Below are 15,678 nucleotides of genomic sequence, written 5' to 3' on the forward strand. Positions count from 1 at the left end.
GTTTAGAGGGGGCGGCTTTGGCGGCGGCGGAATGCGCGGCGGCTTCGGGGGTGGCGGCTTCCGCGGCGGGGTCGCGGCCCCTGGCTTCCGTGGCGGCCCTGGCTTTCGAGGCGGACTTGGCGGTCCTGGCTTCCGGGGCGGGCTCGCCGGCCCTGGTTTCCGGGGCGGGCTCGCCGGTCCTGGCTTCCGGGGCGCCGGTTTCCGCAGAGATTTCGTCGGCCCGCGGTTCGCACGCTTTGGTCGGTTCGGTCGTCGCGGCTTCGGGTTCGGCTTCGCGCCGTTCTTCGTCGGCGCCGGGCTCTACCCCTGGGCCTACGACTATGGCGATGACTACGGATGCTGGACCTACACACCGTGGGGTCCCCGCTACGTCTGCGGCGGCTGGCCCGGATATGGCGGCTGGGGCTGGGGCGGCTACGGTTATTACTAAGACGCCCGCCACACATGGCGGGCGTCTGGTGACCCTCGTTCACGTTGTCGCGCCGCACTTCGTCGCCGGCTTCGAGACCGATGGGCATCATGCGGCGCGCGGCGTCTGACCGCGGCCTTTTGACTTCGAGTGTCTTACATTATTGCGCGGCGTTATAGGGGTTCCGCGTCCGCAACCCCTACGCGCTACGAGGGACCACAACTACAGAGTTTTCATCTATGGCGACGACGGTCACATCAGCGGCCGCGTAGACCTAGATTGCGAGGACGAGGCCACAGCCAAGGAAATGGCCAAGCAGCTCGCCGATGGGCATGCTGCGGAGTTGTGGGACGGCGCACGCAAGATCCAAAGGTTTGAGCCGAAAGATTAAAGCTGGCACGATTGCTATTGGGGTGTCCTGACGCGCGCGTCCTCGGAGAGCAGGCGCTTGTCGCCACGTAGGCGTCTCTTCCGCGAAAGGAGCGACAATGGCCAGGAAATCTGACGGCATCACCATAGAGACCGTGCTAGAGATCATCGAGGAATGAAGGCGGCTCGTGATCTGCGCTACTTGTCGCGCGATCTGGCCGAACGGGAGCTGCTGGAGATCGAGTCAAACCCTGACGACGATCGGCTCAAGGATGAGGACCGCCCGCGCTATTCGGCGGGCAACAAGCGCTGCGGTGGATAGGCTGATTGTGGGCGGTGGCGTGCCGAAGAATTCCCAAAGTTTATTCGAAGCTTTCGCTTCGCGCCCTCTCTTCGTCTTCTTCCCTTTTCTCTTCTTTTGAGATCCAATCGGAGAACTCCTTCTGAGCTTCGTCAATTTTCCCCTGCATCAAGGCCCGAGCCTTCTCCGAGCGTCCGAAGCTGGACAAGCGACTCGCCGCTGAGAGCATCCTTATGCGGCCGGCCGTTCGCGCCTCGATCGCGAAGGCGTAGGCCGAGAGCCGTCTTCGCCCGCCATTTTCTCCAACGTCCTACGGTCGACCTTGCCCATCGCGTTGCGCGGCAACGCATCGATCGCCCGAAGGCCTTCAGGAACCTTATAAGGCGCAAGGCGGGTCGCGACGTTCTGAACAATTTCGGCGATGACGCTTTCCTTCGCACCAGCCGCGAGCTTGACGAAACCGAACACCCGCTGACCGAACACCGGTCGGGCTTGCCGACCGCCGCCGCCTCCTGCACTGCCGGATGGCAGGCAAGCAAGGCCTCCTCGACTTCGACCGGGGAGATATTAGTCCCGCCGCGGATAATGATGTCCTTCTTGCGCGACACGAACCAAAGCTCATCGCCCTCCCCGCGTCGCATCATATCACCCGTGTGATACCAGCCGTCCGTGAGGCTCTGCGCAGTCGCCGCTCGATCGTTCCAGTAACCGAAGAATTAAGTACAGATTGGGGTTAAGGCCGTGGCAGGCAAGGCAAAACCGGTTAAAGCGGTCGCCTATATGCGGACCAGCAGCCGCAAACGTTGGCGAGGATAAGGACAGCGAACGCCGCCAAAGGGCAGCCATCGGAGGCTACGCCAGGGCGGCTGGCTACGAGATCGTTGATTTGTTTTATGATGCTGCTGCTAGGGGCGCCGATCCGGTCACAGCGCGTCCTGGTTTCTCGGCTATGCTCGATCGGATCGCCAGTAACGGCGTCCGCACAATCATCGTTGAAAGCCCAGATCGCTTAGCCCGCGACTTGGCCGTGCAGCTCGCCGGCCATGACTACTTGAAGCGACTCGGCGTGATGCTGGTTCCCGCCAGCGCCCCCGACTTCTTCGTTGAGGATACGCCCACAGCGGTGCTCGTCCGACAACATTGGCGACATCATGGAAGGTACCGGCGGCTGCCGCAAGGTTCGCTTTGCCGGCAGAGGGAAAGGCAAAAGCGGTGGCTATCGAACGGTACACTACCTTGCGGGTGATGACGTTCCTGTCCTGCTGTTGGCTCTGATCAACAAGGGCGAGCGAGCCAATCTAAGCAAGGCCGAACGAAACGCGCTACGTATCGAGTTGGAGGGATACGCGGTCGACTACAGGAAGGGAGTTGCACCGAAGGTAGCTGAAATGCGCAAGGGTTAGCTGGGTGCGCGTTTTGAATGTTTGAATGTGTGCATGTGTGAATGGAGAGACAGTGATGAGCACCCTTGGTAAAAGGTTGATTAAGTCGGCGCAGGAAGGCCGCGCGATTGCGCATGGCGAGGCGGACACCACAACCTATAAGGTCTTCGTCCCTGCGAAGATCGACGTGAAGGCGATCCGCCGCAAGGTCGGCCTAACGCAGGAAGAGTTCAGCATGCGCTATGGTATTAGCGTGGCGAGCCTGCGCGATTGGGAGCAAGGCCGGTTCTCGCCGGACCCCACTGCACGCGCCTATTTGACGGTTATCGATCGCGACCGTGAGGCCGTAGAAAAGGCCCTCACTCACGGGCCAGAAGCGGCATAACCAAAACGCAAAAATCGGCGGGCTCGTTTTCGAGTCCGCCGGAAGACGCGCCTTCATGTGAGCATGAACACGCTAACCCGCCGCCGCGACAAGGATAGCCCAGAAGAATGCTGGCACGTATTCTATGGAGACGTGCACGTTGGAACGATTAATATCCGAGCCGGTGTCCCCCGAGATTGTCCGCGGTGGGGATGGTCATGCAGCTTCTATCCGGGGCTTGAGCCCGGGCAGGACTTAGTGGTGAGGCTGACTCGTTCGAGGAAGTCAGGAGTGCGTTTGAGAAGGCGTGGGTCGATCTTCTGCCTCGCCTACCCGAGACGGCCTTTCAAGAGTGGCGCTACAAGCAGGCCGAGACGGCATGGAAATATCGCATGTGGGAAGAAGGTCTTAAGCTGCCGACGCAGAACGCTTCAGGCATAGCCGAATGCTTCTGCGGGAAGGTTTTAAACATCGCCAGCACGGCTGAGCACATTGGCGCTGCACATAGCAAGATGAGCGAGAGGAATATTCAATGCCTGAAATCGCCATAGACGCCGATAAAGCAGAACGAATGATTGCGCAGATACTGTGGGATGATGGCAGTATGCTTCCTGCGGCAGCGAACAAATTAGCTCAGAACATCTCGCGGCGACTCTATAGTGCGATGGCCACACCAACGCACGCGCCGTTAGCTGAAGCGGCTTTACTTTGTCAGCAAGCTAGAAATGATCGCAGCAATACCCAACGCTGCGAGCACCAAAACGATTGGTGGATAGAGAACCATAGCGGCATGGAACCTTAGAAATTCTCCGGTGCACGCCTTCGCGGTTGGGAAGGCCTGCCAACATCAAAACCAGCGCTAGGCCGAGTGAGATAATTCCGGTCCAAACGTTCATTGCCGCAACCTCCCGTTGAGATCGCAGCACAGTCACAAATGGCCTTGCCAACAAGTGGCCAATGGTCGCAAGCCGACATTTTGACAGCCCACGGGACCAAGTTCCCGACTCGCGGAGTGGTCAATCGCGTCGAACAGGCGCAAGATAGATGGAGGCTACTTAAATCGTTCTCGGCGTCAAGGATCAGAGTATGACGATTCGGAAATGTCACTGCGGCGCTGTTTACGATCGGACTGAGTTCGCTTCGGCAGGCCGTGAGATTGAAACCTTTGAATGCAAGTTGTGCGGGGCCACTCTCGAAAGCTGGGACTCGGCCGTGACGCCCCGATATCGCTTTTTAGCTGGCCGGTCCGCCCGTCGGATGACGAACGACGCTGACGAACGAACCTCTAAGCTCGATCCGCCTTGAAGCGCGCGCCTACTTCTCAAGCTCAAGTACTAAAACACCCAGCATGACCGCCGGTGCGCAACCGATCGGGACGGCGATCCAGAATCTAGGCTCTCGGAACATTTCGTAATCCCCGCGCATTCGGCTCAACACTCCGAGGGCGCAGCCGTTCCCCGCTCACCGAGCGAGCCGCTTCTCCACTCTTTTTTCACGGCCTTAGCCGATCGGCCCGTCTTTTTGGACTCGTAACTGACTTCATAGCGCTGCCGGCCAGCTACCCGAGCCCGATCCTGCTTTCGGCCGCGTGCGGTCTTCGCCTTTGCCATTCCGGCCTCCCTTCTTATCATGACTCAACGCGACACGAGTTTCCAACGTTCCGGAGGCGTCGGGGCAGCTCGGTTCAGGACGGTTTCTTGTCCAACGATGATGCTAATCTCAGCCACTCATTGGCAAGCTCCAACCAGCGCTCTTTGTCGAGTGGACTAATCGACTTCTCGGCTTCGTGCCGACAGTTGTCGGCGGTTTTTCGGTATTGTTCGGCGTCGGTCGCCGTCTGCCGTCGCCCTGTCTTCTGTCTTGGCGCAGCAGCTCCGGCCGATGACGCGCGATCTGGCTGCCTTGAGGCAAGCGGTCGAACAGCTCCGGGTGAGGCAAGACGAATTAGTCCGCGACAATGAAAATGTCGCGAGGCAACTCAAGGCGAGCCAGGAAGAAATGGCACGTAACAACAGTATCATCGACGAGATCAAGGCGACACAGATCCAGATCGCGCGCGAAAGCCCGCCGCTCGCCGAGCGCCTCAACGCACCCCGGGAACAACTCGCCCGCGTCATCACCAACGCTTCAGCGCCAAAGCTGATGCCTGAAGAGCCAAGGGCAAGCCCCGAGGAGCCAAAGATGATGCCCGAAATACCACTGCCGCGTCCGCGGCAGTCGGCCAATGTCGCCCAAGCGCCAAAGCCAAAGCTGGTGTCAACCACGGCCCAGCCACAAGCCAAAAAGCCGCAACCCTCGTTGGTATGGCCATGGACTGTGCGCTAATGCCGTGACCGACCAGCTCCAAGCGACGGCACCTAAGCTGTGGCGGCTCGACCGCAACAAGCGATGCGACCGAACGTTTCCTAGCGAGTTCACAGGCCTTGGCCTAGCATCACCAGCGCGAAACGGTCGCTAATCACAACACCGTCGTCGTCGCGCGCGGCCAAGCTTGCCTCGCCGCGCGGCCATCGGCTTAAACAAGGCACGACACCGAGGGTGTGTGTCAGCAATCTGGCATTCCCGCCGGACGTGCCGATGCATTTCCAGTGGAGCTGGTTGAGCCAGAAGCGCCAGAACCGGTGGGACCCGACGTGGTTGAGCCCACAGTAGTTTCAGGTGCCTTTTCCGACGATGATGCACCAGCGGAAGTCGGGTTCTTTTCCCGGATGATATTGCTGCTTACATCCCAGCATTGCTTGGGCGTGACGCCCTGATCGCGGTTTGCACCAACCCCCGTTCCTTGTGCGTTTGCGAAGCTGGTAACAGCCAAAAGGGTGGCGCCACAAACAGAAGCGAAATAGATCGTCTTCATGGTTCTTTCCTTCTCATCTGGCTCCGGGCGCTCAGTGAACCGGTGGATGCCTGAGAGCGGCACCGCTCGCCTGGCTGCCGTCGGCAGCCAAGTCGTCCCCGAATGAGGGTCGCTGTGCTAGCCTCAGCCATTCTTCGGAAAACCGGAGCAGTTGCTGCTTGTCTATCGGACAAATCGTCTTCGCAGCTTGTTGCCGGTATTGCTCGGCTCGCGTGCGCCAAATATCTGCATGCTCAGCCATGACCGACACGATGGTCTCGGCGCTCGCTCCCTTGCGCCGGATGACCCCGCATCAACCTCAATTCCCCCGACCGTTTAACGTTCCTAGCCAAGCCGTTTAGTCTAGGAACGGTCTGCGCAGGCTCGTGTTCTGCGGACGGAAGCCGTGGTTTGCGGTCGATGCCCCGCTACTTTTTTCATATCGAGGGAAAGTGCCCGTTTCGAGACGAAGTCGGAAGCGAGCTTCGAGATGATCGCGCTGCGTGGCGGGAGGCTCTGTCGATGACCCGTGACATCGAGACATCGCTTCAGCCGGGGGGAAGCTGGACGCTCGTTGTCACAGCTGGCGATAGCGTCGTTTACAGGATCAGCATCACGAGTGAAGAAGGATAGAGAGCCAGCGGACGGATGGACGAGAGCGGCACCTACGCGAAAATCGCGCCGGAAGGCGCTCAGCTGTTCGTCTAGCGCTCCGCTTACTCACCAGCACTCGCAGCATGATGGCGTCTCATGCACGCTCGGGAGGAGCGGGAACGTTGGGGAGTGGCTTTAAACCCAGCAATTCCCGCTGCCTATCCACTTTCTGCGTCGCGTAAGTGGTAGTGCTAGTCTCTCTGATAGGGCGACGTATATCTTTCCTAAAGTCATCTCCGCGTCGTGCGAAAATTCCTTAGCAAGATGCCCACGATAGTCTTCGCCGTTTGGCACAACGAAATGGAATGAGCCACTTCGAAGGTCTCCGCCTACCAGTATGCCGACTACTCTGATTTCCTCACTGTGGCGATCCGAGGTTGCTTCGATAATCTCGACTATGGTTGCCATTCGGCGGCGCTCGATGACCTCGCCAACCTGCTTGCCATCCGGTATATTCCACCGAACGTCCGCTGCGAAACCGCCTTTAATGTTCGCAGCCGACCAATCGTGAATCCTTTTCACGCCGGCGGTTCCAAGAGCCTTTCCTATGTCGCTCACGGCATCTCGGCTATCAATGTCCATCACCTGGAACAGGGCGTCGATCGAATCGACCAGCCTTCCCTCGAAAAAGTCTTTCTGATTCTGTGCCAGCAAAACAACACCAAGAGAACCGCTGTAAGAATACGCAAATTCAAGAAGGCTTTCGTCTAGCGCCTCCTTCCCGATATGCGCATTTACTTTTGGGCCATTCCTTTTCGCGTCGTGGATCTGGCTAAAAAGATTTTGATATTCGAGAAGTGAATTTGAAACGAAGGGCAGCGCGTAGCTGTTCTTCTGGTCTGTCCTTGTCGCGGCGGCGGGTTAGCGTGGTCATGCTCATATGAAAGCGCGACTCGCGGCGGAAAAGTGCCAAAGCCGCAAGCAATGCCATCGATTTGATACGGGACGGCGGGCGCGCAATCGGGCCAGCAGTTGCGGATATTTACGACTTCCTGATCGGAGACAAGGTGCGAGCTGCGCGCGTCAGAAATCTCGATGCCATCGATGCCAAGCGACAGAAGAAGAGACGAGCGCGGAGTCGACGAGCCGGTACAGCCACCCGAGGATATTGCGATCCCAATAGCGCTTGCTCGCCAACGCTACGGACCCGGAGAGAGCCGAAGATGTTCGACCTGAGTTCATAGACACGGTGCGAGCCCTTCAGCCAATCGACGCGATGATCTTAGAGGCGCTTGCCGAAGTGGAGATTGGTCGGACAGTCGGTCAGTCGGAGATTGTGGCGCATCTTAAGCGCCGAGAAACTGCGGCGATAGTTAGCCTGGAGCACCTTCAGCAACTTAAATGCGCAACTGTTCGCGCCGGAGGAGTCCAGTATTCCCTCACCATCTACGGACGCGAGTTGATGACGGCGCTCCGTCCGCGACCGACTCCGGGCGACATCAGATTGCCGCTATGAGTTCGACAGAGCCCCTATCTATCCAGAGAAGGCGGCCCGGAAGCCGCGCAGCAAGCGGCAGCACCAAGCTCCCAATTCCTCTGCCAGCACCAAAAAAAGCAGCGTCAGAACCGGGCTGCCAAGTTGCAGTTGCACAACACGACATGGTGGTGAAAGTGCGTGCGGTCATAGAAACCTCGCCAGAAGAGGCCGGGTTCCCAAAGCCGGGAAAAAGACGCAACGCAGGCTCAGAGGAACGAAGCAGTCGCTCAAGCGTACTTCGACCTAGTCATTGTACGCGAAAATTCCGAAGCCGGGGTCAAGACTTTCTTCAATAAGCCGCCAGGATCGGAAAATTTTTGGGAGACCATTTATGACCGAGGAGTCGCTCACGGTAGACGCAGGCAATGTTCCCGAAACGCTTTGCGTAGGAAAAATCAACTTGGCATCAGGGCCTGGGCCGCTCATGACTCTTACATTTACAAACGTTCGCCCAAAGGCAGGTCCGCTATTCGATTCGGGTCGGATTGAGCATGAAAGCGTCGTACGGGCTCGCATTGTTATGACGTTGGACAATTTGATTGCATTGCGAGATTTATTGAACAGTTCGATTCAGCAAACGCCAGCTCCTTCCGTCAGCAACGGAGTCGTCAAGGTCCATTGACGTGTTGTTGGCAGGCCGGATTTCGGAACATCAAAGATGGGGTCAAGTTTAAATATGGCCGCAATCTAAGCGGAGGCCCGAGACAAGGAAGGGCCGAACCATGACAACGTTCCGAACCGACCGAGTTGACGAGAACAGGGTGAACATCAAACGCGCTCCGAACATGCTGGCCGGATCGATCGCCCGCGTCGACGATCACTGGCGCGTCGAGATCATGTGGGGCGGCCCCGGCGGCGCCATCATGTACGAGGCACCATCACTGCCCCGCGCGTTGGCGTTCATAGATGGGGTCGACGCGGCATTCGACCGGGTGATAATGCTCGGCAAGCACTAAGGCCGACAAAGCTATGGCAGCTACACGATGGACCGATAGAAGCTCACGATGTGGCCAGCGGAGTTGGTGAAGCCGTCATAGCGATCAAGCCAAGAATGACTCGCGAAGATGGCATGTTGTGCCGGGCTTTCCATCACGTAGGCCATGCGGAAAGGCCGTCTCGCGCTGACATGTGTGTTCATCCGATCTCTGTCGATCTTGGACAGGATAAGGTCCAGAACGTCTGCCTCAACGGGATTGAAAGCGTAGGCGACAGTGATCTTCGAATAGTCGAAGTCTTCTGCCGCACCCTGGCAGACATTAATCCTAGGATGTGCCTGCCGTGACACATTGATCTTCGCAATGTCGGCCAGCGCGGGCTCGTATTCGACACCGAGAATTGACCCAACCGGATATGTCGCTGAAACCGCCAGAACCCGGCCTTTGCCGCAACCTATGTCAATGAAGTCGTCATCCTCCGACAGACGGAGCCGCTCCAAAACCTCGCGGATGAGCTTATGATCGATGCTCGCGTAGTAAACGGCGCCTGGCTTGTCTGTCTTCGCTGTCCCGCCCGCATAAATACCGAGACGGAAGTCTTCAAAGGCATTCGCAATCTTCGAAAGGAGATGCATGGGAAATATCCTCGGTGTTCAAGGCCTCACCCTCTTTCAATGCACGAGATATCATTCACGACGCCGCAGAAGCGTGACCTCGCGGACCCTCCAGTTCATAATGATAAGCCAACTGCGACAATGACGGACATTCGCTAGATGCGAATGGCTCTTACCGAATCGATCTCGCAGAAAGCCTCCACGGACCCACGCACCTCAAGCTCTGGACGCAATCACACCCGCTATCGCGTCTTGAAATTGGCTCGGCCCAACCGCCGGCCGCCTTGTTTCTTTTGGGGAACCCCACAAAAGTCGCTGCATAGCGCGTTCCGCGGCGGACACCTTTTCTCGAAGAGCAAGCAGCTCAGCTCTCTTATGTTCCAGCCTATCGAGGGAGATGAGTAAGGATTGAAAATCATTCACCGAACCAATTCTGTTGGAAACCATAACCGCCTCCCTTCCCTTCTGGGAAAAAGTAGCATCGTCTGCTCTGATGATTGAATTCATTTAACTGGGTTAGACAAACGCGAGATTTTTCTCCCTTCGTTCACTTGCCCATCGCGCGGGAACACTCAGCAACGATTTTAGGAACCAACAGTGTCGGCACGTGGTCAACTCGCACCTGGGTTGAAGCTTCTTGGCGCATCCATGACCATTCACCGAATACATCTGAGAACCAGCCTGAAAGAGCCCCTGAATGCAACAAAAGGCATTGTGGGCGCCAAAAACTCAGGCTTGTATTGCGAGAACGAACAGTGCAGAGAATTTATCGCGTTGGCGGTGGGCGCCGCCCCGCGAGGAGACACGATCGAGGTCGTTGCGGAGCCACCCGGAAGTCAGCAGCTCTTCGTCTGTCCGGCGTGTTCGCACAGACAGTGGCGTTTTCTGCACGAGCTGGTCTATATCCGCCTGACAGGGGCGCGCAGGCGCAGGCGTCCGCGGAACCAAGTCAGTTAGCAAACGTCAAATCAAAGCTTAGACGGGACAATTCGGCAATTAAGTATTGCGTTGAAAATTATTTAATGATTAATTTAACATTAAAATGTCGGTCGGAAATAAAAGGAGAGGGCGATGAAGGTCGGTTTTGGCATAGCCGCCGCGATTTTGGCCCTCGCTCTGACGACGGTCACTCCGTGTGTGTACCGAAAACTTAAGCTCGAGCGTAGTGGTGGTGAAGACCGCCGAGGATGGGGAACGATCTGATGCTTCCGGTCCGCTGAATCGGGCGGGCAACCGGCGCGTCCTTGTCCAACGACCGGTGCGTTCGGATCTCGTTGTAGTAGCGTGAGTAAGATCGCACAATCCGGCGTAGATGCGTCTCACCAAAAATGATGATGTGATCCAAGCACTCGCGGCGGATCGATCCGATCAACCGTTCGGCAACGCCATTCTGCCACGGCGAGGCTGGTGCAGTAGGCTTGTCGCGGATGCCCATGGCGCGCAATCGCCGCCTGACAACGCTGCCATAGATCCGGTCCCGATCGCGGATCATGTAGCCCGGAGCCTCGTTCCAGGGGAACGCCTCGGTTATCTGACGCGCGACCCATTCGGCGGTTGGATGTGCGGTGACGTTGATCCAGACAAGATCTCTGCGGTCTAGCCGAACGATGACGAAGGCATAGAGCAGTTTAAAGCCAATTGTTGGGACAACGAACAGGTCCATGGCGGCAATGTCCGGCGCGTGGTTACGCAGGAAGGTCCGCCATCCCTGGTTGGGCGGCCCACGCCGTTTGACCATGTATTTGGCGACGCTCGACTGCGCGACCTGAAACCCGAGCTTGAGCAGTTCGCCGTGGATGCGAGGCGCGCCCCACAGCGGATTTTCGACGCTCATCCGCCGGATCAAAACGCGCAGCTCGGTGTCGATTTGCGGTCGCCCTCCCCGTGGGCGCGACTTCCAACGCCAGTAGCCGCGGAAGCCGGCCCTGTGCCAACGCACGAGAGTCTCGGGCCGGATGATTGTGAGAACCTTCAGGATTGCCGGAAACCACCCATACAGCTGGATAAAGAACCATCGATCAAGGTTCGTGAGTTGAACGCGACCGCGCCGTTTGCGCCTCAAGACTACCAACTGATGTCGCAGCACCGCGTTCTCGGCTTCGAGCCGCAACTTCGACTTGAATGGCGAGGCCAAGACGGCCAGAGCAAAGCAGAACAGACCGATCATTCCGCCAGCCTAGGCGATTCCGCCACCTCATCAACTCGGATGAGGTTTTCGGTACACACAACGGCAATGATCAGAAAGTCCCGCTGCTTAATCTTGCCGGCTATGACGCATGGGAAATCTTGCTACAGCAGCGGATAATCACCAGAGGTCAGGGTCGTGTATTTCCGTACAATCATCGTTCGGTCAGCGCCGCGTTTACGCGAGCCTGTGATGAATTGAAGATAGACGATTTGCATTTTCACGACCTTCGGCACGAAGGTACCAGTCGGCTCTTCGAGGCCGGGCTCCCTATCGAGAAGGTCACGCTAGTGACCGGCCACAAGGATTGGCGGACGCTGCAGCGTTATACCAATTTAAAACCCGAAGAGCTCCACAAGCTTCAAACTGTGGCGCAGCCATCGCTCGAAGAATTCATCCAAACGCTCGCGAATGGCGAACTTACGAGGTTGGCTGTGCGGGGAAAGCCGCAGAACCATAGTGATGGCGTTACGAGCAGGAGTCTCGCAGATTGCTAGGAGCTGACTTCGGCGCGCTACGGTAATTTCTCCTCCCAAGCAGCCCCGCCAGACGTGGGTTTATGGTGCGCTCGGAGGGCGGTCGCATTCGCTGCGAGTTCAGTGGGTTGCATGGATCCGATAAAGCACAGGGTACATTTCGAGCCTAAAAGTGTCTTTGAAGTGAGGCGCCCTGAGATTCATCCAAAACCCGTCCCTCGGCCTATTCTAGGGTTCGAGCACCTCCTGGACCGTTTCAAATATATCCTCTGCTGTACCCTCTATTTTGCCATCAGCCCAGGCCTGAAACGCCTTCGCATAAACCGCCTTTTCCGCATTGAGATCGTTCGTCGAGCTTGTCTCATCCGCGCCCTCGCCAAAAATGAGTGCATTCGCCTCGATGGCGATCCCGGTGATTACCGTCACGCGATTCTTGTGCTCATCAAGGACGTTCTTCGCAGAGCTCATAAGCGGCTCCTTTTGTCCACCTATGGATTTGGATTCCAACGCGCTGCACGAGGAATCGATGGCAGCTTTACCGGACACGCTGCTGCTGGGCACCGCCAGAGCGTAGCATAGCGGGTGACGCGCGGCGCAAGAGGCGTTCTCAAAGCACCCACAGGCGACGCGCCAGCAGGCAGGATTCCCCGCAATGGCAAGTGTCAACGATCACAAGATCGTCAAGAACGCTGGAAAGTTGATTGGCGCCTTGTTTACACGAGATTCGGAGCGCTGCCCTGTAGACGTTCTCCAGCTCTCGATCTAAACCGTTTTCAGCGGCTGGGAGATGGCTTGGGGGTGGTAATGAAGCCACGCTACCGGAAAAATCTGAATGTCCTCGTGCCGTGTTTCATCGGCCTCGCTGTCATGTCCGGCTTGGTGACCTACTCGCCTGAACTGTATCGTGCCTTTTGCGGTGCGACCGGGTACGGCGGAACGACGCAACGGGCCTATACCGATCCAACAACCACCTCTCAACAAACCGTGACAGTTGCGTTCGACAGCAACGTCTCACCCGGGCTACCCTGGCGCTTCGAACCGGAACAGCGTTCCGTGACCGTTCATCTCGGCGAACAGAAACTCGTGTTCTTCAGCGCCGAGAACCTCAGCAATCAGACGACGGTGGGCCACGCGACATTCAACGTCACGCCGGCGACGAGCGGCATCTACTTCAATAAGATCCAGTGCTTCTGCTTCAATGAAGAGCGTCTCGATCCCCACCAGAAGGTGGACATGCCTGTCGTCTTTTACGTCGATCCGTCCTTTGCGAAAGACTCGGATATGGATCACGTCGACACGATCACGCTAAGCTATACGTTCGGCCGCTCGGCAAGCCCGTGACAGGCGAAGAACCTCTCCCGCTTTCTAGCCAACGCCGCGCCGGATGTGGTCCACGGCCAGGAGCTGTTTTCCCAGCGCTGCACCGCGTGCCATGCGCTGGACCGCAACGAGATCGGCCCGATGCTGAATGGAGTGGTCGGTCGTGCCGCGGGCTCCGCTGCCGGCTACAACTATTCGCCGGCACTGCGGAGCGCCGGGCTCACCTGGTCGGAGGACAAGCTGGACCAGTGGCTGGCCGATCCAAAGAAAATGGTGCCCGGGGTTCGAATGCCGGTTCGCGTGCTCGATACTCCCTCTCGCCACGATATCATCGGTTACCTGCGGAAGGTGAGCGAGCCCGACAATCAGGTGAGTGGGAACGCGCGGGCATCGAGACCGGAATACTAGCAGATCCTCCGAACTGAACCGTATCGCCCACAAACCGTGATTGGGGGGACCGGATGTCTTGACGATGGCTGATCGAACGAGCCGTATTCATGGCGGATTCGACCAAGGCAATTGCGACCTGACGCGGCGGATCAATCCTCGTAGCTGTCGATCACCGCGTCGGCGATGACGCGTTTGGTGACAATGCCGACGATGTCGCTCACCCGAGGACGAACGTCGCCGCGAAAGACAATCGCGGCACCAGCGCGGTGGCGCTTCAACCTTGCAAACACCAGGCTCAAAAGGTCTTGTTCCCGGCAAATGACGAGCCGCCTTTCGGCGAAAGATTCGACGACGAGATCAGGGTTGGATTGAGATTCCACCCAGAGGCCGGAACGCGGTGGGATGAGTCCCACGATCCGACTGTCCCGCTCCACCACGATAGCGCGAGCGTCATCAGTATCTTCCGCGGCCATAGCCTCTTTCAGCGTTGTGCCGGCCCTGGCTACGATAAAGCGGCGCTCCATGATGTCTTGCGCCTGCTTCACCAAATAAAGATTGATGTGTCGCTCCTTCGGGATACGGTGGCCGCGATGGCGCAGTTTGACGGTGTATATCGTCTCGTTGACAAGCGCGCGCCTGACGCCCGCTGCCAACGCCACCGCGACGATCACCGGGACAATAATAGCGTAGTCGCGCGTCATTTCGAACACCATGACGATGGCCGTCATCACGCCGCCCGTTCCTGCGCCGACGATAGCCGCCATTCCGACGATAGCTGCCGAGGATGGCGTCAGTCCAGAATGAGGTAGAATCGAACTGGTTGCGGCCGCAAAGGCGGCGCCCAGAGTGGCGCCGAGATAAAGCGAGGGTGAGAAGATCCCGCCCGAAGCTCCGCAGCCGAGACTGACGGTCGTGGCAATCAGCTTCAGCGCAAATAGCAACGCAAGAAAGCCTGCCGCTGTCATCTTGTGGTCGAGGATGTCCTGAATGACTGAATAGCCCACGCCGTCGATGTAGGAATGACCGAAAGCGTGGGTGAGCCCCACCATCATCAGACCGATCGCGGTCATGCCGATGATGTTCTGGACGTATTCGTTTCCGGACAGCTTCGGAAATCCATCTTCCATGAAGACGAGCAGCCGGATGAATGCCCAGGCAGCCACTCCGCACACCAATCCAAGCAGGACGAATGCCGTCGCTTCCTGCAGGCTGAACGACGCAACCATAGTGAATTGAAAGTCCGGAACCGCAAAAGCTGGATCTGGGCCAATAAGAATTCGCCCGATTGTCGTTGCAGCGCCCGTGGCCACAACAACAGGAAGAAACGTGCGGTTCGACACTTCCGGCAAGAGAATTTCGAGAGCAAACAGCACACCGCCCAGCGGCGTGTTGAACGTCGCGGCGATGCCGGCGCCGGCCCCCGCGGACAATAGCGTGATCTTTTGCCGGGTTGAAAGTCCGATGAGTTGAGCAAAGGCGGAGCCGAGCGCCGAACCGATCTGAATGATGGGGCCTTCTCGCCCGACTGCGGCGCCGCTGCCGATCGATACGGCGGAGGCCAGAGCTTTAATTAAGGCCACCGTACCCCGAATGCTGCCGCGCTTGTAGAATATCGCGTCCATCACTTCGGGCACGCCGTGGCCCTTGGCCTCAGGGGCGAAGCGCCTGACGAGGAAGACGACGATGAGGCCGCCGATCACCGGCGAGAGTAGAACAAAGTTGCCAAAACGACTCGGACCCTCGCTGATGTTCGCGTTGTAAACAAAGCTCAGCGTGCCGCTGTAAAACAGATTGTGCACGAAGGCGATCAACGCACGAAAGGCGACCGCACCAAGCCCGGTCATAACGCCGATCACCAACGCAAGGCCGCAAAGGGTCAGCAAGCTGACCCTTCGCTCTTCGGAGACCAGCTTCGGGCCACTGCCCACGATCGCTTTGCCGTTGCTAGACGTCAGCACTGCAGCCATTC

21 protein-coding genes are annotated in these 15,678 nt (G+C 57.9%); 14 read left to right on the plus strand and 7 right to left on the minus strand.

Annotated features, from left to right (window positions below; genetic code table 11):
* The coding region (locus J6497_RS36295) for a hypothetical protein (protein WP_225709001.1) at positions 1–430 on the plus strand (430 nt) is incomplete at its 5' end.
* A gap of 523 nt (positions 431–953) precedes the next feature.
* On the plus strand, positions 954–1,100 hold the full coding sequence (locus J6497_RS36300) for a hypothetical protein (protein WP_225709002.1): 147 nt from the start codon (positions 954–956) through the stop codon (positions 1,098–1,100).
* A gap of 210 nt (positions 1,101–1,310) precedes the next feature.
* On the opposite strand, the gene J6497_RS42255 is transcribed toward J6497_RS36300, so the two are convergent.
* Positions 1,311–1,562 (minus strand): AMP-binding enzyme, encoded by a 252-nt coding sequence (locus J6497_RS42255; RefSeq protein ID WP_225709003.1) that lies wholly within the window; start codon positions 1,560–1,562, stop codon positions 1,311–1,313.
* Positions 1,563–1,806: 244 nt separating this feature from the next.
* Between J6497_RS42255 and J6497_RS36315 the strand changes: the two genes are divergently transcribed.
* The 4 genes from J6497_RS36315 (at position 1,807) to J6497_RS36330 (ending at position 3,627) form a co-directional block, all read left to right on the plus strand.
* Positions 1,807–2,325, plus strand: coding sequence for a recombinase family protein (locus J6497_RS36315; protein WP_225709004.1), 519 nt, complete (start codon positions 1,807–1,809; stop codon positions 2,323–2,325).
* Positions 2,231–2,482, plus strand: a complete 252-nt coding sequence (locus tag J6497_RS36320; RefSeq protein ID WP_225709005.1) for a type II toxin-antitoxin system RelE/ParE family toxin — start codon at positions 2,231–2,233, stop codon at positions 2,480–2,482. Before J6497_RS36315 ends, J6497_RS36320 begins: the two co-directional genes overlap by 95 nt.
* A 55-nt stretch (positions 2,483–2,537) precedes the next feature.
* Positions 2,538–2,846 carry a helix-turn-helix domain-containing protein gene (locus J6497_RS36325; protein ID WP_225709006.1) on the plus strand — a complete coding sequence of 103 codons (309 nt, stop codon included), beginning with the start codon at positions 2,538–2,540 and terminating at the stop codon, positions 2,844–2,846.
* Positions 2,847–3,357: 511 nt separating this feature from the next.
* On the plus strand, positions 3,358–3,627 hold the full coding sequence (locus J6497_RS36330) for a hypothetical protein (RefSeq protein WP_225709007.1): 270 nt from the start codon (positions 3,358–3,360) through the stop codon (positions 3,625–3,627).
* Positions 3,628–4,255: 628 nt separating this feature from the next.
* Here the strand turns inward: J6497_RS36330 and J6497_RS36335 are convergent.
* Positions 4,256–4,435 carry a DUF3606 domain-containing protein gene (locus J6497_RS36335; RefSeq protein WP_225709008.1) on the minus strand — a complete coding sequence of 60 codons (180 nt, stop codon included), beginning with the start codon at positions 4,433–4,435 and terminating at the stop codon, positions 4,256–4,258.
* A 271-nt stretch (positions 4,436–4,706) separates the two neighbouring features.
* Here J6497_RS36335 and J6497_RS36340 point away from each other — a divergent pair, with 271 nt between their 5' ends.
* A complete protein-coding gene (locus J6497_RS36340; RefSeq protein ID WP_225709009.1) occupies positions 4,707–5,150 on the plus strand; it encodes a hypothetical protein in 444 nt (147 codons plus the stop codon).
* Between the two features lie 220 nt (positions 5,151–5,370).
* Here the strand turns inward: J6497_RS36340 and J6497_RS36345 are convergent, their stop codons facing one another.
* Positions 5,371–5,679, minus strand: a complete 309-nt coding sequence (locus J6497_RS36345; RefSeq protein WP_225709010.1) for a hypothetical protein — start codon at positions 5,677–5,679, stop codon at positions 5,371–5,373.
* Positions 5,680–6,078: 399 nt separating this feature from the next.
* On the opposite strand from J6497_RS36345, the gene J6497_RS42260 reads away from it, so the two are divergent.
* The 4 genes from J6497_RS42260 to J6497_RS36360 all read left to right on the plus strand — a co-directional run bounded on the left by J6497_RS42260 (position 6,079) and on the right by J6497_RS36360 (position 8,745).
* Entirely contained in the window at positions 6,079–6,291 is a 213-nt protein-coding gene (locus J6497_RS42260) for a DUF6894 family protein (RefSeq protein WP_376708329.1), read from the plus strand.
* Positions 6,292–6,675: 384 nt separating this feature from the next.
* Positions 6,676–7,023, plus strand: a complete 348-nt coding sequence (locus J6497_RS36350; RefSeq protein ID WP_225709011.1) for a hypothetical protein — start codon at positions 6,676–6,678, stop codon at positions 7,021–7,023.
* Between the two features lie 415 nt (positions 7,024–7,438).
* Complete coding sequence (locus tag J6497_RS42265) at positions 7,439–7,768, plus strand: Abi-alpha family protein (RefSeq protein WP_225709012.1); 330 nt, start codon at positions 7,439–7,441, stop codon at positions 7,766–7,768.
* A 782-nt stretch (positions 7,769–8,550) separates the two neighbouring features.
* Positions 8,551–8,745, plus strand: coding sequence for a hypothetical protein (locus tag J6497_RS36360; RefSeq protein WP_225709013.1), 195 nt, complete (start codon positions 8,551–8,553; stop codon positions 8,743–8,745).
* A 20-nt stretch (positions 8,746–8,765) separates the two neighbouring features.
* On the opposite strand, the gene J6497_RS36365 is transcribed toward J6497_RS36360, so the two are convergent.
* Positions 8,766–9,359 (minus strand): class I SAM-dependent methyltransferase, encoded by a 594-nt coding sequence (locus J6497_RS36365; protein ID WP_225709014.1) that lies wholly within the window; start codon positions 9,357–9,359, stop codon positions 8,766–8,768.
* A 1,129-nt stretch (positions 9,360–10,488) separates the two neighbouring features.
* The gene (locus J6497_RS36370) at positions 10,489–11,172 is read right to left on the minus strand and encodes an integrase core domain-containing protein (protein ID WP_225709015.1); all 684 of its coding nucleotides are present in this window, start codon (positions 11,170–11,172) and stop codon (positions 10,489–10,491) included.
* Positions 11,173–11,459: 287 nt separating this feature from the next.
* Between J6497_RS36370 and J6497_RS42270 the strand changes: the two genes are divergently transcribed.
* Positions 11,460–12,020, plus strand: coding sequence for a tyrosine-type recombinase/integrase (locus tag J6497_RS42270; RefSeq protein ID WP_376708330.1), 561 nt, complete (start codon positions 11,460–11,462; stop codon positions 12,018–12,020).
* 207 nt (positions 12,021–12,227) lie between these two features.
* Here J6497_RS42270 and J6497_RS36380 read toward each other — a convergent pair whose 3' ends face one another.
* Entirely contained in the window at positions 12,228–12,467 is a 240-nt protein-coding gene (locus J6497_RS36380) for a hypothetical protein (RefSeq protein WP_225709016.1), read from the minus strand.
* Positions 12,468–12,803: 336 nt separating this feature from the next.
* Here J6497_RS36380 and J6497_RS36385 point away from each other — a divergent pair, with 336 nt between their 5' ends.
* Together J6497_RS36385 and J6497_RS36390 are read left to right on the plus strand one after the other, a co-directional pair.
* Positions 12,804–13,340: a cytochrome c oxidase assembly protein gene (locus tag J6497_RS36385; protein WP_225709017.1), complete on the plus strand. Its 537-nt coding sequence runs from the start codon at positions 12,804–12,806 to the stop codon at positions 13,338–13,340.
* 45 nt (positions 13,341–13,385) lie between these two features.
* Complete coding sequence (locus J6497_RS36390) at positions 13,386–13,727, plus strand: c-type cytochrome (RefSeq protein WP_225709018.1); 342 nt, start codon at positions 13,386–13,388, stop codon at positions 13,725–13,727.
* A 131-nt stretch (positions 13,728–13,858) separates the two neighbouring features.
* On the opposite strand, the gene J6497_RS36395 is transcribed toward J6497_RS36390, so the two are convergent.
* Positions 13,859–15,676, minus strand: coding sequence for a chloride channel protein (locus J6497_RS36395; RefSeq protein ID WP_225709019.1), 1,818 nt, complete (start codon positions 15,674–15,676; stop codon positions 13,859–13,861).
* Positions 15,677–15,678 lie beyond the last annotated feature (2 nt).

It is taken from the genome of Bradyrhizobium cenepequi (assembly GCF_020329485.1).
GTDB lineage: Bacteria > Pseudomonadota > Alphaproteobacteria > Rhizobiales > Xanthobacteraceae > Bradyrhizobium > Bradyrhizobium cenepequi.